Source organism: Aquamicrobium terrae, from assembly GCF_040545735.1.
Taxonomy (GTDB): Bacteria; Pseudomonadota; Alphaproteobacteria; order Rhizobiales; family Rhizobiaceae; genus Mesorhizobium; species Mesorhizobium terrae_A.
On record NZ_JBEPML010000034.1, the window covers coordinates 1 to 25257 of the forward strand.

At 60.7% G+C, this 25257-nt stretch carries 25 protein-coding genes and 3 pseudogenes; 7 read left to right on the forward strand and 21 right to left on the reverse strand.

The annotated features are described in order from the left end of the window. Positions 1–273: pseudogene (locus ABID37_RS25695) on the forward strand (succinylglutamate desuccinylase); the annotation flags it as partial. A gap of 173 nt (positions 274–446) precedes the next feature. Here ABID37_RS25695 and ABID37_RS25700 read toward each other — a convergent pair. The 20 genes from ABID37_RS25700 to ABID37_RS25795 all read right to left on the reverse strand — a co-directional run bounded on the left by ABID37_RS25700 (position 447) and on the right by ABID37_RS25795 (position 19628). Beyond that, positions 447–1247, reverse strand: coding sequence for an ATP-binding cassette domain-containing protein (locus ABID37_RS25700; protein ID WP_354199827.1), 801 nt, complete (start codon positions 1245–1247; stop codon positions 447–449). Further along, positions 1248–2060, reverse strand: a complete 813-nt coding sequence (locus tag ABID37_RS25705) for a siderophore-interacting protein (protein WP_354199828.1) — start codon at positions 2058–2060, stop codon at positions 1248–1250. After that, positions 2057–4060, reverse strand: a complete 2004-nt coding sequence (fhuB, locus tag ABID37_RS25710) for a Fe(3+)-hydroxamate ABC transporter permease FhuB (protein WP_354199829.1) — start codon at positions 4058–4060, stop codon at positions 2057–2059. Before fhuB ends, ABID37_RS25705 begins: the two co-directional genes overlap by 4 nt. Continuing rightward, positions 4050–4976 (reverse strand): ABC transporter substrate-binding protein, encoded by a 927-nt coding sequence (locus ABID37_RS25715; protein ID WP_354199830.1) that lies wholly within the window; start codon positions 4974–4976, stop codon positions 4050–4052. The genes fhuB and ABID37_RS25715 overlap by 11 nt, the downstream gene beginning before the upstream one ends. Further along, positions 4970–7414 (reverse strand): TonB-dependent siderophore receptor, encoded by a 2445-nt coding sequence (locus tag ABID37_RS25720; protein ID WP_354199831.1) that lies wholly within the window; start codon positions 7412–7414, stop codon positions 4970–4972. Before ABID37_RS25720 ends, ABID37_RS25715 begins: the two co-directional genes overlap by 7 nt. A gap of 99 nt (positions 7415–7513) precedes the next feature. Next, positions 7514–8446, reverse strand: a complete 933-nt coding sequence (locus ABID37_RS25725; RefSeq protein ID WP_354199832.1) for a FecR family protein — start codon at positions 8444–8446, stop codon at positions 7514–7516. Positions 8447–8543: 97 nt separating this feature from the next. Then, positions 8544–9053, reverse strand: coding sequence for an RNA polymerase sigma factor (locus ABID37_RS25730; RefSeq protein WP_354199833.1), 510 nt, complete (start codon positions 9051–9053; stop codon positions 8544–8546). 452 nt (positions 9054–9505) lie between these two features. Further along, the gene (gene virB11, locus ABID37_RS25735) at positions 9506–10510 is read right to left on the reverse strand and encodes a P-type DNA transfer ATPase VirB11 (RefSeq protein ID WP_354199834.1); all 1005 of its coding nucleotides are present in this window, start codon (positions 10508–10510) and stop codon (positions 9506–9508) included. A gap of 13 nt (positions 10511–10523) precedes the next feature. Then, positions 10524–11696: a type IV secretion system protein VirB10 gene (virB10, locus tag ABID37_RS25740; protein WP_354199835.1), complete on the reverse strand. Its 1173-nt coding sequence runs from the start codon at positions 11694–11696 to the stop codon at positions 10524–10526. A 9-nt stretch (positions 11697–11705) separates the two neighbouring features. Then, a complete protein-coding gene (gene virB9, locus ABID37_RS25745) occupies positions 11706–12560 on the reverse strand; it encodes a P-type conjugative transfer protein VirB9 (protein ID WP_354199850.1) in 855 nt (284 codons plus the stop codon). Next, a complete protein-coding gene (locus tag ABID37_RS25750; RefSeq protein ID WP_354199836.1) occupies positions 12560–13231 on the reverse strand; it encodes a VirB8 family type IV secretion system protein in 672 nt (223 codons plus the stop codon). Before ABID37_RS25750 ends, virB9 begins: the two co-directional genes overlap by 1 nt. Before the next feature lie 4 nt (positions 13232–13235). After that, positions 13236–13508 carry a hypothetical protein gene (locus ABID37_RS25755; RefSeq protein WP_354199837.1) on the reverse strand — a complete coding sequence of 91 codons (273 nt, stop codon included), beginning with the start codon at positions 13506–13508 and terminating at the stop codon, positions 13236–13238. Positions 13509–13547: 39 nt separating this feature from the next. Further along, positions 13548–14483 carry a TrbL/VirB6 family protein gene (locus ABID37_RS25760; RefSeq protein ID WP_354199838.1) on the reverse strand — a complete coding sequence of 312 codons (936 nt, stop codon included), beginning with the start codon at positions 14481–14483 and terminating at the stop codon, positions 13548–13550. A 3-nt stretch (positions 14484–14486) separates the two neighbouring features. Then, positions 14487–14717: an EexN family lipoprotein gene (locus ABID37_RS25765; protein ID WP_354199839.1), complete on the reverse strand. Its 231-nt coding sequence runs from the start codon at positions 14715–14717 to the stop codon at positions 14487–14489. Continuing rightward, positions 14714–15412, reverse strand: coding sequence for a P-type DNA transfer protein VirB5 (virB5, locus tag ABID37_RS25770; protein ID WP_354199840.1), 699 nt, complete (start codon positions 15410–15412; stop codon positions 14714–14716). The genes ABID37_RS25765 and virB5 overlap by 4 nt, the downstream gene beginning before the upstream one ends. Beyond that, positions 15412–17793 (reverse strand): VirB4 family type IV secretion/conjugal transfer ATPase, encoded by a 2382-nt coding sequence (locus ABID37_RS25775; protein WP_354199841.1) that lies wholly within the window; start codon positions 17791–17793, stop codon positions 15412–15414. Before ABID37_RS25775 ends, virB5 begins: the two co-directional genes overlap by 1 nt. Beyond that, entirely contained in the window at positions 17786–18127 is a 342-nt protein-coding gene (locus ABID37_RS25780) for a VirB3 family type IV secretion system protein (RefSeq protein ID WP_354199842.1), read from the reverse strand. The genes ABID37_RS25775 and ABID37_RS25780 overlap by 8 nt, the downstream gene beginning before the upstream one ends. 2 nt (positions 18128–18129) lie before the next feature. After that, positions 18130–18429: a TrbC/VirB2 family protein gene (locus ABID37_RS25785; RefSeq protein ID WP_354199843.1), complete on the reverse strand. Its 300-nt coding sequence runs from the start codon at positions 18427–18429 to the stop codon at positions 18130–18132. Continuing rightward, complete coding sequence (locus ABID37_RS25790) at positions 18426–19085, reverse strand: lytic transglycosylase domain-containing protein (protein ID WP_354199844.1); 660 nt, start codon at positions 19083–19085, stop codon at positions 18426–18428. Before ABID37_RS25790 ends, ABID37_RS25785 begins: the two co-directional genes overlap by 4 nt. Positions 19086–19088: 3 nt before the next feature. After that, positions 19089–19628, reverse strand: coding sequence for a hypothetical protein (locus tag ABID37_RS25795; RefSeq protein WP_354199845.1), 540 nt, complete (start codon positions 19626–19628; stop codon positions 19089–19091). A gap of 94 nt (positions 19629–19722) precedes the next feature. Here ABID37_RS25795 and ABID37_RS25800 point away from each other — a divergent pair, with 94 nt between their 5' ends. From ABID37_RS25800 to ABID37_RS25820, 6 genes and pseudogenes are all read left to right on the forward strand, one after another. Beyond that, positions 19723–20094 (forward strand): MarR family transcriptional regulator, encoded by a 372-nt coding sequence (locus ABID37_RS25800; RefSeq protein ID WP_354199846.1) that lies wholly within the window; start codon positions 19723–19725, stop codon positions 20092–20094. 478 nt (positions 20095–20572) lie between these two features. Further along, a complete protein-coding gene (locus ABID37_RS25805; RefSeq protein ID WP_354199847.1) occupies positions 20573–21301 on the forward strand; it encodes a LuxR family transcriptional regulator in 729 nt (242 codons plus the stop codon). A gap of 37 nt (positions 21302–21338) precedes the next feature. Further along, complete coding sequence (locus ABID37_RS25810; RefSeq protein ID WP_354199848.1) at positions 21339–22034, forward strand: acyl-homoserine-lactone synthase; 696 nt, start codon at positions 21339–21341, stop codon at positions 22032–22034. Positions 22035–22054: 20 nt separating this feature from the next. Then, positions 22055–22549 (forward strand): SMa0974 family conjugal transfer regulator, encoded by a 495-nt coding sequence (gene rctB / locus ABID37_RS26285; RefSeq protein ID WP_435521640.1) that lies wholly within the window; start codon positions 22055–22057, stop codon positions 22547–22549. Between the two features lie 136 nt (positions 22550–22685). Further along, the gene (locus tag ABID37_RS25815; protein WP_354199849.1) at positions 22686–23792 is read left to right on the forward strand and encodes a nucleotidyltransferase family protein; all 1107 of its coding nucleotides are present in this window, start codon (positions 22686–22688) and stop codon (positions 23790–23792) included. 231 nt (positions 23793–24023) lie between these two features. Further along, a pseudogene (locus tag ABID37_RS25820) lies at positions 24024–24718 on the forward strand (integrase arm-type DNA-binding domain-containing protein); the annotation flags it as partial. Positions 24719–24767: 49 nt separating this feature from the next. On the opposite strand, the pseudogene ABID37_RS25825 reads toward ABID37_RS25820, so the two are convergent. Beyond that, positions 24768–25257: pseudogene (locus ABID37_RS25825) on the reverse strand (Ti-type conjugative transfer relaxase TraA); the annotation flags it as partial.

Below are 25257 nucleotides of genomic sequence, written 5' to 3' on the forward strand. Positions count from 1 at the left end.
CCGCCGCCGCCCGTGCGCCTGATGCGGGTCGAAGGCAGGGACGCGTTCGTCTACGCGCCCTGTCGCGGCATCTTCGAGCCCCGCGTCGAGATCGGCGACAGCGTTCACCCAGGCCAGTGCGCGGGCGCCATCCATCCCATCGACGGCCCGCATCGGCCCCCACAAGCCATAAACTTCACCAGACCCGGCCTCGTCGCCTGCCGCCGCTTCCCCGCCCTCACAAACCCCGGAGACTGCCTGTTCAAATTGCTCTCGGATGTAGAACGGCCGTAAGGCAAAAACATTTATAGCTCGTAGCATCGAGTGGAGGTGGCAGTCAGGGGATGACGGTGGCAACCGCGCTCGTGAAATCCATCGCAAAGAGGCGGTGATGAGGTCGGTAATATCTGGCGACGCTCTTCAGTATGTCCAGCAAGGCGTCATTTTCCATCTTCAGGCGTGAGTTATCAGCACGGCAGGGCGATCATGCGGCCGGTTCGGGGATGAACGCTCACTGCCATTTCGACCCCGTAGATGCATTGCAGCATATCGGCTGACATAACCGTCTCAGGCGGTCCGGTCACGACGAGATCGCCCGAATGAAGCGCGACGATTTCGTCGCAGAAGCGTGCGGCCATGTTGATGTCGTGCAGCACGATGACAACACTGAGGCCATTTAGTCTCGACAGATGGCGCACGAGTTTCAGAATCTCCACCTGATGGGCGACGTCCAGTGCGGAGATGGGCTCGTCCAGCAACATGCAGCCCGCGTCCTGCGCGATGAGCATTGCGATCCAGGCCCGCTGCCGCTCGCCTCCTGAAAGCGTATCGACCAGCCGATCGGCCAGGGTTTCCAGCCCCGTCAGTTTGATCGCCCTCTCCACCTTCGCGCGGTCGGTTGACCCGAAACGCCCCAGCGCGCCATGCCACGGATAGCGCCCCAGCGCCACCAGTTCCTTCACGAGCAATCCGCCGGCAGCTGGTATCTGCTGCGACAGATAGGCGAGCGCGCGGGCAAAATCGCGAGCACTCCACGCGCGAAGAGGCATTCCCTCGAAGTGGATCGCACCACCGGAAGCGGCCTGCTGGCGCGCCAGGATCTTCAGAAGCGTAGATTTGCCTGATCCGTTCTGCCCGATCAGCCCGATGACCTTGCCGGAAGGTAGCACGGTCGTTAGCGGGGCGAGCAGCGTCCGTCCCGCAACCGAAAACGAAACACTCTCAAGCTTGAACAGAGGCCGGGTTCTGATGGAGGCGGTCACACGCATTCACTCTCCATGATCGTAGGTGCCCTCGACCATGCCGCGCTTCCAGTAGTTCAGGATATAGGTCCCACTTGCCGGCAGGGCGCATTCCTTTCTGGCAAAGGCGCGGATGTCTCGGGAGACGGAGGCTTCCGCGCCAACCCATACGAAGCTGCGGCTGATTTCCTGCGGGCCCAGCGCACGAACCGCCGCCGGCAGTACGTCTCCTGACCACGGCTCCAGCGGCGCGTGCAGCCAGCGTAGTCTCATCCGCTCCGGCAGACGGAGCGGCTGCTCTTCCACCTGGTCCGGCACCATGACGATCACATCGCCTTGCGCGTCCTCGGGCAGATGATCGAGGATAAACGCGATGGCCGGCAGCGCGGTATGGTCGCCGGCCAGCACGTAGCGCTCTGGTTCCTCTTCGAGGATGCGCGCATGCGGCCGCCACAGGCCGATCTCCTCGCCGACCGACGCCCGTTCGGCCCAGGCCGACGCGACGCCTTCGCCGTGCAGCACGAAATCGATATCCATGCTGTTTTCCGCATGGTCGAAACGACGCACGCTGTAGGTGCGCACAGCCGGCCGCTGCTCGGGCGGGGGATAGACCGCGTGACCCTTGTCATCGACCGTCGGCCAGCCCGGCTCTTTGCAGTCCTTGCGGGGGATCAGCGCATGGACATGCGGCCCGAGCGAACGTGGCGAGCAATCGAAACGCGAGAGATCGTCCACCTGCACGGTCACGCGCTGCATGTGGGGCGTCACGCGTCGTGTGCGCAGCACCCTTGCGACGCGGAAGTTCTCGGGTCTCGCCACATCTTGGTTTTGTACGGTCATGACTGTCGTCTCAGCAAGAATAGGAAAAGGGGGCCTGCGAGGAACGAGGCGAACAGGCCGGCGGGGATCTGGTAGGGAAAGATCAAGCTGCGGCCCAGCCAGTCCGCCGCGACCATGATTGAGGCCCCGGCGAGGATGCTGGCGGCAAGATGCGCGACCGGCCGCTGGAAGCCCGCCAGCCGCGCCATGTGCGGGGCAAGCAGGCCGACGAAGGTGAGCGGGCCGACTGTCAGCGTCGCAGTCGCGGTGAGGCCGGCGGTCAGCAGCAGCAGTCCCGTCCGCGTGCGGTTCACCCGCATGCCCAGCGCGTGCGAGACGCCTACGCCCAGCGGCAGGATTTCGAGCGGCCTTGCCGCCAGTGGCAGCAGCGCCAGAAGCAGGCAGCCGACCAATGCAGTCACGAGCGCGCGGCTCTCCGTCATGGCGTAGGTCGAGCCCGCCATCCAGCCGAGCAGCGTCGCCATGCGCGGGTCGCCGCTCGCCATCAGCACCGCAGCCAACGCGCTGAGCATCGTTCCAAAGGCGATGCCGACCAGAAGCAGCTTGTCCGGCGCAAACCCACTCCGCGCGCCGACTGCCAGTATGAAGGCGAAAGCGAGGGCCGCGCCGGCCGTGGTGGCCGCCAGTTGCCAGAGCGGCGAGGGCGCCGGCATCAGGAACAGGAGCACGATCAGACCCAGCGCGGCGCCCGACGATATCCCCAGTATTTCGGGGCTTCCCAATGGGTTCGACGTCGTCCGCTGGATGAGGACGCCGGCTGCGGCGAGCATGCCGCCCGCCATGAAGGTCGCCAGCACGCGCGGCCAGCGCCAGGGCAGCATCTCGGCGAGCTCCGGGCCCGCGAACCACGACCAGCCATGCGGCGTGCGGCCCAGCATGAGCGCGCACGAGATGACGAGCACCGCGACCGCGCATCCGGCGACAAGCATGGGCACCGGCCGCGCGAGCCTTGCCTGTCCCTCGACAGACTGCGTCGCCGGAACGCTCGCCGCGCGCATGCGCGGCAGAAGCCACAGGAGAAGCGGCGCACCGATCAGCGCGGTGGCCGCGCCGGTCGGTATCTCGCGCGCGAAGGGTGCGAGCTGCACCAGTTGGTCAGTGAGGCAAAGCAGGCCGGCCCCGATCGGCGGAGCGGCCGCGAACTGGGCGGAGAGTGTTCGCGTTCCGGCAGCGCGCGCGATCGCCGGTGCGGCAAGCCCGATGAAGGCGATCATCCCGACGGCGCTGACGATGCTCGCCGACAGAGCCGTTGCGAGCGCCAGCGCCGCGAGCCGCACAGCCGGCACCTTGACGCCCAGCGCATGCGCGCCTTCGTCGCCGATGACGAGAAGCGCAAGCGGCCTCCCCAGTATCACGACGCAGACCGCGGCGAGAGCGAGACGTCCCGACAGCGTCCACGCGGCGTCCCAGCCGTTCTGCACCAGCGAACCTGATCCCCAGAGAAAGACGCCGGTCAGGTAATGCTGGTTGAAGAGGACGAGAACGCCGGCCGCCGCGCCGGCATAAAGGCTCACGAACACGCCCGCCACGATCATGCGCGTCGGGGAGAGCACCCGGCTCCAGCCGATGGCGGCCACCAGCAGGATCGCGGCAAGCGCGCCGAGGAAGGCGATGCCTTCCGCGCGCAGCGTATCCGCGATGGACGGAAACCAGAGGGTGGCGACGACGAGCGCAAGCTGCGCCCCGGCCGAAACGCCGAGCGTGGCCGGCTCGGCCAAGGGGTTGCGCAGCACGTTCTGGAAGACGACCCCGGCAAGTGCGAGGCCGGCCCCGGCGAGAAGGCCGACCACGATGCGCGGCAACAGGCTCTGCCGCGCCAACAGGATCGACATATCGGCCGCCGCCGGGTCGGCCAGCAGGCCCGGCCAATCGGCCGGTGCCACGAGCCGGGAGAGCGCGACGCCGGAAAGTCCGGCTGCCGCCAGCAGCAGCGCCAGAGCGATCATCATGGCGGCGCGCACCGGCGAGCCATCCGTACGCGCGACTGCATCAGCCCGCATCGAGCGCTCCCCGGTCCAGCAGGCTTTCCAGAATGCCCGCGAAGCGATCGGCGGTCGGCAGGGCGCCGTACATTTCGAGATAGGGGATCGAGACGATGCGCCCCTCCTTCACGAAAGGCAGCATCTTCCAGATCGCGCTTGCATCCAGCGCCTTGAGAGCGGTCCGCGTCACCGGGCTTTCGATATAGATGAAGGCCGCTTCCCGCTTTTCCGTCAGCTTGTCGATTCCCAGGCTGGCAATGCCCCAGGGAGAGCTTTGGCCGCCGAATGCGTTGCGCATGCCGATGCGTCGCAGCACATCGTCAAAAAGGCTGTTGCGGCCGTAGAGGATGACGTGACGGCCGTCCAGCAGCGGACTTGCGAGGTAGACGGGCCGCAGGCGCCGCGCGTGCACCATTTCCCCAAGGGTCGAAAGCCGCTCCTCGTGCGTGGCCAGAAACGCCTCAGCCTCAGCCTGCCGGCCCATCCGGTCGGCAATCCGTCTCAGGGCACCGGCGGCGGCCTCGTGGCTCGATCCGGGCCCGCCATAGACCGGCACGGAGAGCACGGGCGCGATCCGCTTCAAGAGCGCCGCCGGCGCGCCGATGCCGAACGAATTGACGAACAGGTCGGGCTTCAGGAACTGCAGCAGTTCCAGATTCGGCTCGTAGAAGAAGCCGATATCGAGGGAATTCCTCAGGGCCGCGATGTCGCCTTCGGCCTGCCGATAGCCTTCGAGGCCCGCGACGCCGAGCGGCTCCATGCCCAGTGTGACGAGCATCTCCGTCGACGGCGCATCGAGCGCCACGATGCGCCGTGCGGCGGGCAGGCCCGCCCGCGCCACGGGCATCCCGTATGCGAGCGCCGCCAGCGAGGCCAGGAATGCCCGCCTGCCGATACGCAAGCGCCCTTGCGCCTCCGCGCGATGGCCTACCATCGGTACTTCAGCGTGGCGCTGACCGTGCGGCCCTGGCCGTAGTAGCATTGCAGCGCGTTCTGGCACCAACCGACATATTTCTCGTTGAGCAGGTTGGTGGCGTTGACGCGCAGGTCCAGGCCCTCGAAATTCGGGTCGAGCTTGCCGAAGTCGTAGCTCAGCGCTGCATCGACAAGAACCTGGCCCCCGACCTCGAACTCGTTGGCGGCATCGCCGAACGACTTGCCCTGGTAGCGCAGGCCGCCGCCAAGGCCGAGGCCGGCGAGCGGCCCGTCCTCGACCTTGTAGTCGAGCCAAATCGACGCCTGGTGGTCGGGAACCATCACGAGCTCCTTACCGAGGAGGTATTCTGTTCCCGCATTGGTCTTCGTTATGACGGCATCCGTGTAGGCATAGGATGCAATGAGCGAAAGGGCTGGCGTCAATTCCGTCTTCGCCTCGAATTCCAGACCGCGCACGCGCGCTTCGCCGGCCTGCAACAGCCCGGTCCCCGTCGGATCCGGGTTCGGGGCGGTGACGTTCTTCTGGTTAAGATGAAACGCGGAGGCGGTGATGAATGTGCGGCCGTCGGGGCTCTCGTACTTGATGCCCGCCTCGATCTGCTCGCCCTCCAAGGGTTGCAGCGCTCCCCCGGTGGTCGAGAAGTTGTCGACCGGATCGAACGAGGTGGAGTAGGAGACATAGGGCGCAACGCCGTTGTCGAAACGGTAGACCAGCCCGACCTGGCCGGTCAGCGCTGTCTGATTGACGTCGAACGTTCCCGTAAAACTGTGAATGGAACTGGCGTCCACCCAGTCGTGGCGAAGGCCGGCGCTCACGATCCAGTTGTCCCAGCGCATCTGATCCTGGACGTAGAGCCCAGCCTGCCGGCGCTTCATGTTGTAGTCGAAGCGCGGGATGAGGGCAGGCGGTACGGCGCCGTAAACAGGGTCGTAGAGATCGAAGGTTCCGCCGTAGAGGTTGGAGGCGAAGCTGTAGCTGTCATCGAGATGGAGATAGTCGAGCCCCGCCAGCACGCTATGCTCCACCGGACCGGTATCAAAGCTGCCAGTGAGGTTGGTGTCGACGGTAAAGCTGTCCGCCGCCGCAAGGCCTTGCGAGGCCACCCGGCTCAGATAGCGTTGCGTGGCATCGAGCATGAAGGCAGGGCTTGCCCGCGAGTCGACGTCGACGCTGTTGAACTGGAGGTTCTGGCGCACCGTCCAGCCGGTTTCGAAATGGTGCTGGAACTTGTAGCCGATCGAATATTGCTCGCGATCGAAGCCGTCGTGGCCGGGCTCACCGGCATAGCGGTTCACCGGCAGCTTGCCGTTGGGGTTAGGCAGCAGCGTGCCGGCCGCCGGCAGCGGCATGTAGTCGGAGATCGTGTCGTCCTGCTGGTAGTGTCCGAAGAGCGTGAAGGACGTCGCATCGGTCGGCTTCCAGGTGAAGGCCGGCGCGATGAAGGCGCGTTGGTCATAGCCGAATTCCACACGCCCGCCCGCATCGCGCGCAAGGCCGGTCAAGCGGTAAAGGAACTGCCCTTCCGGATCGATTGGCCCGGAGAAATCGAACATGCCCTGCACCCGGTCATGGCTCCCGCCCTGAATGGCGATCTCCCGCAGCGGGGTTTCCGTCGGCATCTTGCTGGTCAGGTTGATCAGGCCGCCCGGCAGGTTCTGGCCGTACATGACCGAGGACGGGCCCTTCAGCACGTCGATGCGCTCGAGACCGTAGGGTTCAATACGAAGGAAGGCAGAGCTGTAGGCACCATAGGGCAGCCGCGAGCCGTTGAGATTATAGCGAACGGAGAACCCGCGCGCCTGCAGCACGTCGTTGCGGCTGTCGCTGTCGCCGAAGGAGGCCACCACCCCCGGCGTATAGCGCGTCGCCTCCATCACGGTCTGGGAACCCTGCGCCTCGATCTGGTCCCGCGTGACCACGTTCACGGCTTGCGGCACCTCGACCAGCGGCGTGTCCGTCTTTGTTGCGGCGATGTCTCGCGAGGCGATATAGCCCTGGGTCTGTCCGTCTCCGGCCCCCTCGATGGTGATGGTATCGAGCACCATGGAGCCGTCGTCGGCAGTGCCGCCAGCTTCCGATACCTTCGTGATCGTAGCGCTATTCGGTCCGGTAAAGCGATAGCTGAGGCCGGTTCCCGCCAGAATTTGGCCAAGTGCCTCCCGCGCACCGAGGCTTCCCGATACACCCGAGGTGAGCAGGCCCTTTGTGATGGAGCTGTTGTAGAGCAGTTGCACGCCGCTCGTGGCGCCGAAGCGGGACAAGGCGGCATCGAGCGGGCTGGCCGGTATCGCATAGCTGACGGTCGTTTGCGCAGGAGCCGAAGCGGACATCATCGGCAAGGCGAAGAAGGAGATCGACGCCGCAAGTAGCCCTGTCCTCCATTTGCGGGCCCGGTCGTTTCCACGCGTGCCCTGCTCCAGCGAAACAAAATCCATTCCAGTCCCCATCGGCAATTGCTGCCGAAAGGCAGCCTCTGTTGATAAGAACGATGGGGAATCGCGAACCCGAAATTTTTCCGAAAACTTTCGAGCTTTTTACATCAGCAGTACGATGCCGCCTACGAGGTTCACGGAACGGATGTGCAGCGCGTTCTCGAAATGAGCCAGTATCTCCTGCGGGCGATCGAGATGGAAAACGCCGGATATCCGTTGCGAGCCGAGCGTGTTACTTGCGAGCATCACCTTGCCGCGCCGGTGGCGGTTGAGATCGGCAACGACATCGGCGAGCGATCGGTCGTTGAAGACGAGCAGGCCCTTGCGCCAGGCGGCCGCCGTTTCGACTTCAGCCATCCCCTTTTGCCCGAGGCCCGCCGCCGAATAGACCACGCCTTCACCCTTCACGAGGGTGATGGACGTCAGACAGTCGACCTTGACGGTCCCCTGAATGCACTCCACAGATACATCCTTCACCGCATGTGCGACGGAAAGGGTGCCGGACGACAGTATGGAGCGCCCTTCCGCCGCCGAGACCACGAAGGGGCGCGGATCAGCGCCCTCGACCTCGAAAACAGCCGCGCCGGCAGTGAGCGAAAGATGCCGCGCATCCTCGGTATAGCCCATTACGAGGGCGGACTTGCCGTCGAGAACCGCCGTCGAACCGTCGGGCAGATCGATGCTCTTCTGTTCGCCGACCGCCGTCGTGTAGTCGGCGAGCAAGCCGTTGACAGACGGCAGGAAACCCAGGTCCGACATGATGAAGGCGGCCCCCGCTGCGCTGGCCGCCACCCCGCCAGCAGCCAGAAACGAACGGCGAGTGACGACCGGTACGGCATGGCGGCGCTCATTCCCCAATGCCGGACCGAGATTGTTCCACAGGCGGGCCGCTTCGCGAAACGCACGCTCATGTTCGCTGCTGCGGGCGCGCCAAGCTCGAAGTGCATCTCCGTCCTCGATGGTCGCCGTTCCGGAAGTCAGCCGGACGACCCAAGCAGTTGCTTCGCGTTTGAGGGCGTCGAAATCGCCGTCCAATGCCTGCTTCCTTCACAAAGCTGGGTTTCCGGCAAGGCGATCAGCAACCGTGCCTCCTGTAATCATTAAACGATGGAAAATCGAAAACCCGAAAATTTCAGCGTCGGTTTATTTGCTCAAGCCGCTCGGAGCAATACTCCAGTGCCTTTCGAAGGTCGTATTCTACGGTACGAACCGAAACACCCAGTTCGGAGGCGATGTCGACCTGAGTCTGCTGCTCGATGCGCGCCATGAGCAGGATATGTCTCTGCCTCTCGGGAAGTTCCTCCAAAATATGAGCCAAGAGGCGCATTTGCTCCCTATCTTCGGCAATCCGCTCCGGATCAGGGCGATCGTCGGGAACGGACAGCAGGTCGGCGACGGCATTGGACGATAAATATCGCGTCCTGTTGCGAACATGATCGATCGCCAGGGATCGGGCGACGCTGTTGAGGTAGGGGACCGGCGCACCAGCGGCAGCGGCGCCGTTGCGCGCCAACTTGATCCACGCTTCCTGCGTCAAATCTTCCGCGTCTTGCCGCGATCCCGTCTTGCCCATCAGATAACGCTGGATGCGTGACCGACTGCGAAGAAAGGACGACAGAAGCTTCTCGTCGTTGGCACTCATCCTTCCCCTCGGGCAACGTCCTGAAAAGCGGTGCAGGCGCCTGTCGGGACCGCATCGATATAGATGATTACAATTATCATGTTTAATATTCAACGGGATTTGGTAGGGAAACCTGCGCGATAAGGCTCCGGTTCGAAAGCCACAGAGCTGTTGGTCGGCTACGATTTCGAGACGTTCAGCTTGAACCACATCGAGCTGGAGGTTGATGCTTTCAATCGCCATCGGCGATCTTGCCCTCCGGCCTCAGGGGTCATCGATCAGGGCCGGAAGATGCCGATGGCTACAAAGCAGATTGTCGAAAACAGGATGTGGACGCTTCGGCCGGATGGGATTGCGATCCAGCGCTAATCCTTGAGCTTGGCAAAACGATTCTCGATACGGTAATGCCAGCTGCAGAGTATCTTATTCTGGTCGCAGGAACCTTGCAGCTGTAACTTGAGGGAACGCAAGCCTCAACAGGTAAGCTCATCTTTCCGGAAGTAGATCTCACTTGCAAGAAACCGCCCAGCTATCCGTCTGCATTGGACGACGATGTCAATGGCAGCCAATAACATCTGGCGAATGTCCGCTCTTTCTAAATCTCCACCTCCCTTGGACTCTTTAACAAGCAGCGTAAGCTGTTCGAATGCAAGAAGTGCGGAGTCAGCATGAACTGTCGTGATTGATCCGGGATGGCCAGAGTTTACGTTTCGTATGTAATAGAAGGCCGTCCCGTCGCGCAATTCCTGCAGGAGTATCCGGTCGGGACGCATGCGAAGGCTGGATTCGAGCAGCTCCTTCGCGCCGATCGGCGAGAGGCCTTGCTCTCCCTTCGAATAGTACAGCTGGACATGGTTGGGCTGTGGAATGACGAGTTCGGGAGTATCTTCGATCGATATGATCCGCTCATCGACGGGAATATGCCGGATCAGCGCCTTCGACAGCGTCGTCTTCGCTGAGCCTGTGGCGCCCGATATGATGATGTTTTTCCGCGCGATGACCGCCTCACGCAGAAAATCCTTGTACGAGCCAGCTTCGTAGAGCGCGTTCAGCTTCCGTGGACCCTCAAAGGCACCTCCTGCCACTCGACTGACTTCGCTGAAAAACCCCCTCTCCTCCAGATCATCGAGAGTAAGGTTCAACGATGAGGGCTTTCGGATCGTAATGCTGACAATCTCTGCGGCTGTAGCGGGCGGGATCACGATCTGGATGCGTTCTCCTCCCGGCAGCGTTGCCGAGAGGATAGGGCGTGTTTCATCGATGGACTGGTTGGAGAACGTCGCTACCGCCCGGGCAAGCCGCATCAGCTTTTCGAAGGTCAACTGAGGGACATCATATGCGCACCATCCGCCCGGCCCTTCGGTCAGGACTTTTCCGGGCTGATTGACGATCACTTCGTAGAGCGTTCTGTTTTCCAGAAATGGCGCGAACGGCGACAGCAATTCCTGAACGACCGCCGCATCGGTTCCTTCGGCCATGCCGCGCCCTGCCCTACTTCGTTACTAGCTTCGAGTCCGGCGCAAAGTCCCCCAGCACCGCCCGGTCATAGACGCGGTTCCTCGGCTCGGTCACCCGAAGCCTGTAGACGCTTGAGAAATCGAGGTCGCGGGCAACGAAGATCGAGACGAGCGCACCTGGATGCTTGCTCAGGGTCGGTGGAATATTGATCGATTGCTCGACGGCAATCGCCGCGGCCTGTTGTCCGGCGCTGACAGCGCCCTGCGCGTCGACGTCGCTGTCCTGCAAACGCCTGCCGGCGTAACTCATGGCATCTCCAACGATGGAAAGCAGAAGTGCACTTCCGAACCGTTCCCACCAATGGGTGTCAATATAGCCGTCGACACCTGCTCGACCGAGCGCATCCGTCGTGGGCGACGCCAATGTCACGATGACGCCTTTAGGCGTCTTCGCCCGGTTCCACACCACAAACAGACGTTTTTGACCCCGCTGCAACCCACCCCGATATTCACCGACGACCTGCGTGCCCTTTTCCATCAGAACGACGCGGCCATTGTCGGACAGCACATCACGATTGATCACGCAACTCACGAATCCCGGTTGATCCGAAGCCATGGCCGTTTCGAGCACGCAGGGGACCGATGTCCCCATGGCGACGATGAAGTTTCGATTGCCGAGCGTGCCCGCGCGTGAGCCTTCAAGGCGGGTCGGCTGGAGCAAGCCGTCAAATCGCTGAGCGTCGCTGCTGGCTGTGTCCTGCCCACCCATCATCATGCCGTCGATCGGCACGAAATTGCTCTCGGGTGAGGTTGTTGGATCGCCAGCATTAGCGGGTGGCGCAGCCTGTTTGCCACCGCTGTAGGCTATGACGGGTGCGCGACGAGCAGAATCCAGCAGTGGATCTTCCTCTTCCACGTCTTCAGCCACCACCGGCGTCGGCAGCCTCACCTCGGGTTCGGGTGGAGCGAGCTCTGTCCTTTCTCCGGCCGGTTCGAAGTCGGCTGTTTGCCGCAGCACCACCCGCTCCTGCCGGGGCGCCTCCGACGGCGTCTTGTCGCCGCTCATGGACCATAAGGCAAAAGAGACAAAGACAACGACTGCCAGCGCGACCGCACCCCGTTTCAAAACGGGATTGCCATCAATCTTCCTACCGACAACGGTTTCGGCGCGCTCGCCGGGGATGCGGTCTTCATCTTCCTGAGCCATGGCAGTCTCCTATTGTGCCCTCGTGCCATCGTTTCGCGTAATGCGTTCGACCGATGGCGAGGTCGTCCCGGTCTCCGGATTGATGCCGACACGGTCATAGGCTTCGTTGAAGACACAAAGCACGTCCCCTCCCCGGCGCAGGACGAATTTGCGGCTGACCGCGTGGACGAGCACCAGGTTGCCGTCAACGGATTTCGGGACCAGGCTCTCGCTGCCGTCTGAATTCTCGATGTAGATGGCTGGCATTTCCTGATTGCCGACAAATGCGAAAGTTGTGATTTTGCCATTGTCGTAGACCGACTGCGGTTCGAGCGTCTGCGATCCTTGTGCCGAGTAACGCCAGTTCCGCGGTCCATAAGATTCATGGATTCTCAGCACATCGTCGGCGTCCTTTGCCTGTGCCGCCATGGCACGCGCCGCAGCCGCTTGCCGGCGTCGCTCGGCTTCATCGGCGGGATAGCGATATTTGACGTAGAAATAGGTATTCTGGCCAACCTCCACTGTGGCGTCTCGGACGGTCAATTCCATCTGGTAGCTGCGGGTGGATCCGTCGCGACGCGCTGTTACGACGGAGAGGTTCGTAACCGGCTGGTTTTCCCGGGGTTTGAGGAAGAGGATGTTGCCTGCCGGGGCCACCTCCCAGGCAACACTGTTGCCAAGGGCCACATGGGCGATTTCCTCGTCGGCCGCGAACTCGACTTGCACCGACGAACGTAGCGAGCCGATAATGCGGGTGATGTTGTAGGGCTGATAGTTGACGAAACGCACGCGGCTGTCCTGCGATGCGCCAGACGGGATTTCCAGGGCAATCGCTGACGAAACCGAGCCGGCGAGGAAAAGAGCAAGGAATGCAGTAGTCCTTATCAATTGACCGTCTCCGGATCTGCCCGGTATTCGCTGACCGCGAACCCGAGCGGGTTCACAAGCCGGTCCGTCGAAGACATGGGGGCATTCACGTAAGCAAAAGTAAGCGTCGCGATCCAGTGCGACGTTCGGGTCTCCTCTCCGCGTGTGATGGTACGCATATAGCGAACGGAAACAACATTCGGGTTGATCAGTGAGATCGAAGCGATATTGATGCGCGCTGTCGCGCTACGCCCATAGGTGTTTTGCGGTGAATCCGGATTGCTGCCGCGATAAAGGGCGGAGAATCTGGTCTGCTCCGGCTGGGTGGACAGCAGCGAAACCGCGCGGAAATTCTCCTGTGCCTCGCTCCAGACATAGCCTTCGCGTGCCCGGACATACTTTGCGGCAAAATATTTGGTAACGGCCTCGTCGTAGGTGCCGGGCGTCGAGGTCAGCGCCGAGACCACATCGACAATACCGGTTGAGTTGTCCACGCGCACGACGAACGGTTCGACGGTTTTGAGCGGCGTTAAGCCGGCAACAGCGAAGATCGAGACACCGGCGAGGACGCCGGCAACAATGGCGACAGACCAGGCGATGCGCGCCGAACGCTCGACCTGGATCATGCGGTCCTGATCGAAGCGTCGGGCCTTGTCGAAATATGCCTTGAGTTCGTCCCTTGCGATCATTGCACTATTTTTTACAGGGCGGCGTTGAATCACTTGCTCCGAGATGAGCGAATGCTGCAGGACTACTGGCCTCTTCGGCATAGCTGGAAGCAGACCCGGAAGTTGCAGATCCGGCATCGGAATGCTTTTGCCCGGGATTGCTGTTGCCCTCCCATTCCCACATGGCGCGATTGAGCGGCCGGCGTGAATAGCCATCGCATTTGGGAAGCGGGTAGCTCAATGCTGCGCAGCCGCTCAGCACTGCCGCCATGCAAAGCAGCGCAATCGTTCTGATCATTCGCGAATTGCCTTCTTATGGTTGTGCAAGGGAGGGATTTCATGTGCCTGCATTGCGCGACATGAACGCCCGCCCAACGAAGCGGGAGCTTCGCCCCATCATCCGGGTCGCGTAGGAGGTTCCCCGCGCAAGCATGCCCTCATGCGCATCGCGCGCCATACTGTAACCATAGGCCAGGGTGGCACCACCGGACGATAAGGCCGAAGCAATGCCGGGAAGTTGATAAAAGACGTAGAGGGCAGCGATGCAGATAGCACACAACGCCACGGGACGCATCAGAACGTCGCTGTACGTGTCGATTACGGTGAACGTGGTGTCGATGCAACCTATCAAGAGGGAACCCACGGCGACCACAAGGACCTGAAGGATGACAAAGTTGGCAAGTTGCCCAATCCAGGCTTCGGTGAAACGCCGGGTCGACTGGAACATGGCTAGTGCCACGAAGATCGGCCCGATAGCCAGCACAATAGCGAGCGCCAGCCGGGCATAGAGCGAGACGATGTAACCGATTGCTGCGACAAGGAAACTCGCGCCGATCACCATCATTCCACCGACGCTGGTGACCAGGTCGACAGGCCAGGAAGCGCGAGACCAGATGGCAGTGGCGGAAGCCTGCCCTTTATCGAGCAGGCTGTCGAAGGTGGATGCGCTTGGGACGGCGCCGGTGTTCAGCGCCTGCGAGATTTCGCGCGGCAGGACGTCGAAAAAGATGTTCGTGACATAGATCTGGTACTCGCTGGCGTTCTTTACCAACATGACGATGATGGCGAGCTTGATCGCTTTATAAGCGAAGCCAAGAACCGGATCCTGCACAGATCCGCGTAGGACGAGATAGCCGTAGAGCACGACATAAAGGGTGATCGCTACGGTCAATGGACCGGCGGCCCATTCGGAGATGTTCGACGTTCCGTCGGAGATAAAGGTCTCAAGCGGCGACTTGAACTGCCCGTCAACGAAGGCGAACACCTCGTACATGACTCAACCTCCCAGCGATTGCCGCATGCGCTGGAGCCGCAGCTTGCCGTCAGCCGCCTCGGCATTCCGGCAGTTTGCTGTGTCGCGAAGCTCACCCGGATTGTTGCGGCACTCGGTGATGAGCTGCGAAAGCAACGCCTCGTCAGCGACCAGTTCATCGACAGTATGGATGCGTTCCGCCTGTGAGCAGGCCGCCAGAAGGAGAACAACAGTAAAAATGGAAAACTTTCTCATTGCAGTGCCGCCTTCATGGAATCCATGCGTTGGCGCCAGTCCTCGGCCTTTCGCTGCTCATCGAGCTGGGCTTGTGCTCGCTGAACCATCTGCAAGCCTTCCATGCGCAACACGTCAGTTTGGAGGAAAGCCGTTTCGGCCTGGAGCCGCGCCTGCAGGTCGGCGATCTCCTTGGCGTCGCTTGCTGATGAAATCCTCTCGCGCAATTGGTCGATCCCGTCGATACGCTTCGTCGCGGCATCGTAGATCTGCTGGCCGAGGCTCATCTGACCGGCATTCCGGTTCTGGACCCGCGACAGTTCTTGCGCATAGAAATCGTCGGCATCCGTGTAATAGGTGGAATTGCCATCAAGGAATCGGGAGGCCGCGTCTGCGAAAGAACCCGTGCCGTTTCCCTTGAGCAATCCCTCAATAGCCGCGAAATCCTCCGGCAACGCTTTGCGGATTGCCGGATCGTTCAGCTCGTTCGCGATATCCGCTATGTCGGTAAGCTTGTTGAGCGAGCCATAGAGCTGCTGCGCCTGTTCGATCTGCTGATGCAATGCGTCGAGCTGCGATTTGAGTTGCGTGATGCTCTCGATGTGCTTGGCGATTGCGGTCTTGTCGATCACGGGAATGCCTTGTGCCGCCACCGTACCGGCTGAAAGGATAAAAGCCGCAGCGACAGCTGCGCCATGAAATCGAAAGGAAGCCATCAGCTTGCACTCCTTCTCTGCTGGAAAACGGGAAGCCAGTCCTCACGTCGATTGCCGACCTCCGCCCGGATTGCATCTGCAAGCTCGACATTGGCCGTACGACCCGAAAGGATGGCCAGTTCGTCGTCGAAACCATTGAGGTTGAGCTCTGCAACGACGCTGTTGTGCCCCTGCTTCAGGAGGAATCTCCGGCTCTCAACAGGGAGCTCTCGCGCAATCAGTTCGTATTCGCGCTCCGTCAGCTTGAACCCCTCGACATAGTCGGCATGGTTGCCGCGTGCGTTCGGCAGAAATATCTGGGTCGGGCATTGCTCGATGATCGTATGTGCGATCGAGGAAGCGATGGCGTCGCGCGGGCTTTGTGTGGCGAACAGCATCAGACCATTCTGCTTGCGGATTGTCTTCAGCTTGTTCTGGGCGAGGCCGCGGAATCCTTCATCCTGCAGCGCCTTCCAGAACTCGTCGATGACGATGATGATGCGCCTGCCGTCGATCAGTTGCTCGACGCGGTGGAAGAGGTAGGCCATCAGCGGCGTGCGGATTTCCTCGTTGTCAAGGAAATCGGTCATATCGTAGCCGATCAACTTTCCTCCGACGCCGAAATCGCCAAAGCCGATGTCCTCTATGACATTGTCGAAGACCCAGCCGAGCGGCCCTCCCCGCTCCCACCGCCGCAGCCGCGCGGCGATGCCTTCCGGGTCCGTGTTGTTGAGGAACGTACGGAGCGCACCAATTGTCCGGCGTTCGACCGGCAGGTCTGCCAGCCCATCGATGGCCAATGCGATGTCGCGGAGTTCGGAGACTGACAGTTCCCGTGTCACAGAACCGACCAGCTTGCCGACCCAGCGCGTCAGAAAAACCTTGTTTTCCGGCGTCAAGTCGAGGGCCTTTAGGGGAGCGCAGCCGGTGGGTGTGCCGTTTTCGAGGGGGAAGTAGGCGCCGCCGGCAGCGCGCACATAGAGATCGGCCCCGCGGTCCTTATCGAAGAACACGACATGCGGATCGTGCTTCTCCAACTGCGACAGCATGAAATTGAGGAGAACCGTCTTGCCGGCGCCCGACGGCCCACACACGAAGGTGTTGCCGAGGTCGCCGTAATGGAAATTGAAATAGTATGGCGATCCTGACGCCGTCTTGAGGAGCGCAACCGCGGATCCCCATTCATTCCCGTCCTTTTGTCCGGCCGGATAGGAATGAAAGGGCGAGAGTGCTGCGCAGTTTTTGGAGGTAATTGCCCCCGAGCGGGCGCGATAGCGGAAATTGCCCGGCAGTTGTGCCCACCAAGCCGCTTCGAGGCCAAGATCTTCGCGCGCTACCACGGCGCCGCCGTTCGTCAGAGCGGCCCGCGCCGTGGCAAGGTTGTCGGTCAGTTCCTTAACGGATTGTGCGAAGACAGCGAGCGACAAGTGATGTTCGCCGAGTACGAAGCGATTGGACTCCAGATCGTCCATGGCCTCGTCGAGTTCCTCGATCTGCGAGGCCGCCTTGTCGCCGCTGCTGACCATCTGGTTCTGCTTGCGGCCCATGATGGTGCGGGCATCGGCTTTCGAAATGAAGGAGAAGGATTGTGAAAGAATGAATTCGAAGGGGCTGGTAAGCACCCCGTCGAGCATGTCCGGCCGGGTGGTTGCCGGATATTCCTTGAAACTCAATATGCCGGCAAAGCGGCTTGTCGCCTCATGCCGGATTTCGATCGTCTCGCGGCCAACGATAACCCGGTCGGAGTAGATGGCGGACGCGATCCTGCCTTCGGTCAGTGGAACCGGTTCGCGCCGGCCGCCAACGATCTGGTGCAGCACCTCGCTGGGCTCAGAGAACACCAAGCCATCCTGCTCATAAAGGGACAGCACCCGCGGCCCGAAACGCTTCAACGCAGCCGTAACGTCGACAACCTTGTCCTGCAGCTGTTTCAGTGCATCCTTATCTGCTTCGACGCCGGTGCGGCGGGCGCGTCGCAGCCGCGACAGGAGTTCCGCCACCTTGTCGGCCGGATCGCGGGCCGGAGACCAGAGAAGCGTCAGGTAAAGCTCATTGCGGAACAAATCCTCGCGCACCATGCGCTCGCGGTACTTGTCGTTGAGCGCGGCGGAAAACGGCGTCGTGAAGGTCCCGTCCGGATAGCTGTTATCGCGTCGGCGGATGAGGTGCGCCCACAGGGAAAGCCGTTCATCGGCGATATTTCGGTAGAGCGTATTCAGATCACGATGGAGGGCATTCAGATCGAGAACGTCCGCGGTTTCGAAAGAAACTCCTTCGAGCTCGATCGTGATCATCAGCGCCCGAGTGTCGAGGGCGATTGCCGACTCGTCCACGTGCCGGACGTAAGGAATGAAGGTCTCGGGACCAATCTCGCGAGACCGGAGGGTGGCGAGGCTAGGCAAATCCGAGGTCCCTTTCGTCGTAGCGGCGCGAAAGATGCAGAGGCGATATCGATGACCCACCCCAGTATCCGCTGGTCCGGGACCTCCCACGTGTCTCCACCCAGGCGAGCAGAATGCGGAACATGTTGTGATCGTGCTTGACGAGCGCGCGGAATACGAGATGGAAGACGACGCCGACAAGAATGTAGGTGACGGATCCGGCGAAGATGTAGAGTGTCATCGTGAGCATAATGTTCAGGCCCATGGCCTCAATGGTCACACCAGCGATCATCGCCGGTCGGGTGCAGGCGAGGAACAGCATGTCTTCCTGAATTGCGGACCGGGCGTTCGCCATCGTCAGCCTCCGACGATGGTGTTCACAAGTTGGTTGGCCCCGAAGATTCCACCAATGCCGAGAAGCCAGAAACCGGCCCTGCGAATGTCCATGAAACCGAACATCCACGCGGCACAGATTATTATCAGAGCTATGGCCGCCAGAAGCTTGGCGATATTGCCGGTCAGCAGATCGACGAGGTTTTGCAACACTGTCTCGATATTGGCGGTCTGGGCAAAGGCGGGTTCGATCAGGGCCATCACGATGGCAACCGCCATGAGACCGGAGACTGCCACTGGGCGGATACGGGAAGCGAAGGTCATTCACTTTGCTCCATGCGATTGTTCTGGAAGACGAGGACGGAAGACTGCCGCCGGGATTTGAAGACATCCCATGAGGGCGCTGAAGGAGCGTCCCCGCTTTCGGCCCCTTCAGGTGGGGCGGCTTCAGGCGTCTTTGCTTCCGCCTCCCTCCCCTGACCGCCCTCCTTGATCGTCAATGTTGCGAGGATGGGGCCGAGCCGCTCAATCTCCTCGCGGATCTGTTCGTCGTACTTGACCATCTCACCGACGGATGGATCGGCCCGGCCGTACCAGGATTGCAGCATCACCTGCGCGGCCTGCTTTCCATCGGCGCCTGCCGCCAGCGCCAGCCGATAATATCCATCGAGCAGCGTGGAGATGGCCTGCAGGTTGAGACAGGGGTCGAAGGCGTCGGTTATCGACAGGCTCAGCTTTCGGAGTTCTTCCATGCCGATGCCGCCGAGGCCCATCTGGATGTCCTGTCCCTCGGCGGCCAATGACGTGGCGATCTCGATCGCCTCAGCCCTGGATTTCGGCTGTTCTATCAGTGAGGGACCGCGGTCGATTCGGATAGCATATGGCTCGAACTGGCTTTCGAGGCTGACGACGCCTGCCAGCGTCTCGGTTGCGATGATCGGTGCACAGGTCTGGGCAAGGTCGATAAAAGCAACAGGCATGGCTCAGTACCAAACCCTCTGTGCGCCAACGCCTTCGATGGTGACGTCGATATAGTGCGGCTGCTGGCGGATGCTCGGCCGGACAAAAACGTACGCCATGCACTGGAAACCCCCGCCTTCCCTTTGCCATCGTGGCGAAGCTACGGAATGCCGTTCATTCCAATTGCTTTCGCTACCGCTTTCGCAGAACTGGCTGTCCACAGGCCGAGCCGTCTCTGAGAGGCAGGTGGCATCATGCCCTCTCGGCCGGGATGTACCGATCAGTGTATAGTCATCATTGCAGTAATATGGCGCGTATCCCGGGCGAGAACTGCGGAAACCGACGTCGCTGCAGGTCGGAAATGGCCGGCCCTTGGCCAGATGGTGCCAAAGCTTGCGGATCGGCTGGCGACATTCCGCGTATTGCACGGGTCCGCCCGGATTGGAAAGACATAGGATAACCTGGCATCCCCATTCACTGGCCTGCGCTTTACTGTCGAAAAGGAGGGAGAATGGCATTAGACTGACAGCAGCAATGAAAGCCGAGGCGAGAGATGTCTTCATGAAGATTACCCTTCACGGGTTTCCGTTCGAGGATTTCCGACCATGATCGGAGCCTCAGGTTCACTTAACTGTCTTATACATGATAGTATAATCGATGACAAGCGCGCTTAACGCACATTGGCAAAATCAGCTGTTTTCAGCCTATGCATTGCAGGAAATCTTCGACAGGCCGATCGAAGGCGAAACCCCACAGTCGCGGCTGAAGCAGATCGGCATGATGACGGTGCTCTACATGATGCACCAGAGCCACCAGAAGATGACCCTGTCAAATATCAGCAAAATCACGGGGTTGACACGCAACGCCGTTGTGGAATCGATCGATCCGCTCGTTGAGCGGGGCGTGCTGACGGAAACGATCGTCAAGAATTCAATGGGACGGGGAACGGCGCGGCAGTTCGCCTTCTCACCGGAAGTGTTCGAGCAGTTGCGGGTCGACACAGGCCGGCGGCAAGACGAGGCTGACTAGCTGATTGGTGAGATTGATAGCCTATCGCGGTGATAGCTGCCCTGCGATGTCTTGTCAGGTACTTATCTTCCGAAACCGGTGCTTCTTTCCCAGCATTCCAATATCCTCCAACAGCACGGCAGCTTAGCTCAATGCCCGACGTGGACCGTATCCGGTGCTTAATGCGTCGATGATCCCGCCGGCGCCGACACGCCGATGCTTTCGGCCAACGAGATCAGACCCCCAATGGGCGAGCGCGTGGAATTCTGGCTGACATGCCACCATCACCGTGACCTGATCGCAACGCTACTCGGCAGGCTGTTTGAACGGCCTACTTCGGCACCTAACGAACTTTCATTTCCCCAAACACATCAGCGTGAACGAGCCGGGGAAATGTGCACTATAGTGAACAATATCTTCCCAAGACGTTGAGCCGTCTCATGTTGCCCAATTAGTTTGCAACAGCCAGGCAAATGGTGAACCATGCTTTGATGCTGCCATGAACGTTGAGGCGATATCAGGACTGGCGGCAGTACTTGCACGCATCGACGCCGCCACGACATCGGCCGGGGTTATAGAAGGTTTGACTTCATTCCTTCACCTCTTTGGCTTACGCCACCTTCTGATTGCAAGACTGCCTCGGACAGACGAAGGACTTTGGCCCCGACCGGTTCTGTATGATGGTTGGCCGGCGGAATGGTCCGAGCACTACACCAGCAGCGATCACTTCTCCCATGACCCCTGCGTGCTGCGGTCTCGCGTTGCTGGCAAACCGTTTCTATGGAGCGAGCTTTCGCGTGAACGAATGTCCATCGAACAGTTGCGCGTCATGGACGAGGCCACGGAATTCGCGATGCTGAACGGCCTGTGCGTCCCTGTTTACGAACCATGCAAGGCGCCAGCTGTCATTACTGTGGCAGGTGACCGTATAGTCCTGGGCAAAAACGACCTGCCGGTCCTTGAAATGGTGTCCACCCACGCTTTCCGGGCTCTGCAGCAGTTGCGCGGCGCAGTTGGCGAATCGGTTCACAAGGAACTGACTCACCGGGAGCGGGATATCCTGTCTTGGACGGCTGCGGGCAAATCCGCCGAGGACGTGGGCTGCATTCTGTCCATCTCGAAACTGACCGTCGAACGCCACCTCAGCAACATTCGCGAAAAACTGGATGCGACGAACTCGACGCACGCGGCGGTCAAGGCGTTGCTGCGCGGCGACATTCATCTCTGACAATACCAAAAAACCAGTATGGCTTGAAAATGCGGACGTGGGCTACGCGTTCGTTGCCATGTTCAAGATTCATATCGTCAACTGGTCGAACCGCAAGGCATACGAAGAGCCGTTGGAGCGCCATTTCCGTCTCCGCCATCAAATCTATGTCGGCGAGCGGAACTGGCGGCAGGTGGAACGGCCAATCCCTCTCGAAATCGACGCGTTCGACAACGAGGACGCGATCTATCTGCTCGGTATCGACGACAAAGGCGATGTATGCGGGGGTTCGCGCCTTGTTCCCACGCTGAAACCGCATCTGTTGTCAGACGTCTTCCCGATGCTCGCTGCTGGAGACGTTCCGAGAGGCCCAAACATCTTCGAATGGACACGGATTTTCATCGCGCCATCGCTGCGCAAACCGGGACAGCCTTCACTTGCCGGCGGCATTGTCCTTTGCGGCTTGCTGGAAGCTTCTCTTGTGCTCGGTATCAATCAAATCAGCGTTGTATGCGAGACGTTCTGGCCCGCCCGGCTGGAACGGCTTGGCTGGCCGGTGACAAGGCTGGGACCTATTGTCGACCATCCCGATGGCGCAATTCTCGCCCTGTCGATACATGTCTCCGAAGCCGCACTGGCGTCCTCACGTGCTGTCTACGGGCTCGACGATGCCAGCGTGCTTGCGGCGAGCCAATTAAAAGACAGCCTGGAACCGGAAGTGTCGCAACCGCCGACTGCCGCTGTCCCCGCATAGGCACATGGAGGCAAGCTCCAATGTTCACACATACCGCAGAAGCATTCGTGCCGGCTGCCCACGCTGAATGCGTTGGCGAACAGGTTCGTGTCCGGATCCACGACTATTGCCTGACCATACATACGAGCGGAACCCACTGGCTTCTCGATTTCGGCGATGGTCGCGCATGTCTCAAGGCAACAAGAGAAGGTCTGCGTGTCCGTATAAAGGCGCGGGACCTCGTGACCTTCTATGGCATTCGGACGATCCTGCAGGGTTGCCTCCTTGCTGCCGCACCAGAGGCGGTCAGCGCTATGGCATGGCAATTGGCCACCAACCCGTCCAGACAGGCAAGGGATACGCTGGCGGTAGCAGACGAAGCCGACCCTGCGGGGTATAGCACTATTGTGTGGCGAACGGTCTACGTCGAACATCAAGCTGACTTCCACAGACCAGACCGCGCTGCTTTCTCTGCACTAAGTTGCAATGCAGTTACCCGAGAGAGGCAAGTGTCGATTCCTGCCGGACAGGCTTGAAGAATTATAAGTTTTCCGCAATTTTCTTATAACTGTCTTTTGTATGCATTCTCGCCCAATTGCCTACAACGACGTCTTGGCGGCGTACACGATTAGTGTTATAAGAAATTTGCGAAATTCTTATAACGGTTGTCTTGTGAAGGAAATCGACCTCGCCTATCGAACCCTGTTCGCCGAACTGGTGCAGCGGAGCCTCGACGCATCGTTTGAGACCGAGTTCTCGACGGCGGGCAATTTCGTCCGCGTCCCGGTCAAAGGCCGAGACTACTGGTATTTTGAAGAAACCCAGCCGAAGAAGAGCCGCAAATATGTCGGCCCGGCCGATGATGCCGATATCGCCAAGCGGGTCGAAGCCTTCCAGTACATCAAGGACGATCTCCGCAGCCGTCGAAAACTGGTTTCGACACTGACTCGCGAAGCCGGGCTGATGGCTCCCGAGCGCTTCACAGGTGATATCGTCGAAGCCTTGGCCAATGCAGGCATCTTCCGTCTTCGCGGCGTCCTCGTTGGCACGGTCGCCCTTCAAACATATGGAGGACTACTGGGCGTCAAACTGCCCGGTACGTCCTTGCAGACTGGCGATGCCGATTTCGCGCAGCACTACTCGATTTCCGCGGAGGTCGAGGACAGCCTGCCGCCGATCATGGAAATCCTGCAGCACGTCGACCCCACGTTTCGGGCAGTGCCGCACCGGTCTGATCCGGCACGCGTTACACAATTCGAGAATGCGTCCCGATACAGAGTCGAGTTCCTGACTCCGAACCGCGGATCCGATGAGTATGCGGATCACGCCATCCCGATGCCTGCCCTCGGCGGAGCATCCGCGCAGCCTTTGCGGTTTCTCGACTTCCTGATCCACGAACCGGTCCGTACAGTTCTGCTGCACCGGAGCGGTGTGCCTGTAATCGTTCCCGCACCGGAGCGCTACGCAATCCATAAGCTGGTCGTAGCCTCCCGCAGGCAAACGGATGCCAACAGTGTCGCCAAACGCGAAAAAGACGTCTACCAGGCAAGCCTGCTGATCGAAGCGCTTAGCGTAACCCGTCGTCTCGATGATCTCGGTTTCGCATTCGAGGAAGCCTGGAACCGAGGCCCCGCATGGCGTGACGCAATCGAGAAGGGACTTCGCCTGCTGCCGGAGAAGCGCAGGGAGGCTGCCAAAACCATCGTCAAGAAGGCCTTGGCATCGATCGGTGTGGAACTAGAGGGATTCACCAAGAACGGCTCGACGCCGAAACCTTGAACGCAAAAAGGGCGACCCGAAAGCCTTCTTTTCAACTTCTGCTGCCCAGGGAGAACAGATAGTGCGTTCCGTCGAAACTATCCGAAATTATCCAATTTCCCGCTACGATACTGAAATATAAAAGAAGTTTGTGATCGCCCAATGCCGCCCATACGATGGAGCGGCTGAAATTTCTCCCTGCTGTGCTTACGCACCGCTTACGCGAGGGCTTCTCCGGCGAGGCGATAACGCATGACGAAACTGACCAAACGAACCGTCGATGCCGCTGAGATCGGTGCGTCTGACTATGTTATCTGGGATAAGGATTTACCCGGATTCGGGCTCCGCGTCTTCACGTCGGGCAAGCGGAGCTACGTTGTTCAGTATCGGCAGGCCGGACGCTCGCGTCGTTACACGATCGGTTTGCATGGTGTTTGGACACCGGAGACCGCTAGGCGCGAGGCCAAGGCCTTGCTGGGGCAGGTCGCGAGAGGCGGAAACCCGGCCGAGGACCGCGCGCTCGATCGCCAGGCGATCACTGTCAAGGAACTCTGTACTCGCTATCTCGCCGACCTCGAAAAGGGTCTCATTTTGGGCAAGCGAGGACGCCCGAAGAAGGCGTCGACGGTCCTCACCGATATGGGACGAATCCAGCGACACATTATCCCCTTGCTCGGCAACCGACGGGTTCACGATCTGACCAAGTCCGATATCACGCAAACCATGAAGGACATCATGGCGGGCAAAACACGGATCAATGAGAAGACCGACAAGCGGGGCGATCGTCCGCGGTGGGGTCGGTACGGCGACGCGCACGATCGGCTTCTTTGGCGGCATTCTCAGCTATGCGGTGGAGTTCGGCATCATCGATTCAGAACCCTACGCATGGAGTTGGCAAGCCCAAGGACAATGTCAGTGGTCGTCGCCTGGGTTCGCATACCTACCGCTTCTTTCGCGGCCCTGGCTGTCTGGCTTCTTTCGTTCGTCTGGCTTCAATCAGCAGCCGATGCCGCGCCCGCGATCGATGGCGCGCTGCTGCCGTTCGGCCACGATCTGCTGGCTAGCGTGGAGGTGGACAGTCTGCTGCAGGACCTTGAGCCTTTCGTGCATGGCTTCGAAGGCGCGCCGTTGGGCGGGCGCCACGCGCTGGATGACGTCTTTTTCGCCGCGAAGGATGGCATTGTGGCCGAAACGCTCGTCAAGCGCCCGGCTGACGGCGGCGAACTCGCGGCCGATGGCAGGATCGAGCGAAGCGGCGGCGATGTCGAGCCTGCCGCCCTTCTTCTTCATCTGGGCGGCGAGCTTTCGCAGGGCATCCTCGGCCGCATCCGACAATCCGGGGATCGCAACCTCCATGCGGCGGCATTGTTCCGTAATGGCCTGGCGCTCGGTGTCGATGGCGGTGGCCCAGGATGCCCCGAGCGCACGCAGATGTGCGGCCGCCTCCGGCACGGCCTGCAGCGCTGCCTTCCTTTCCCGGCCGGTG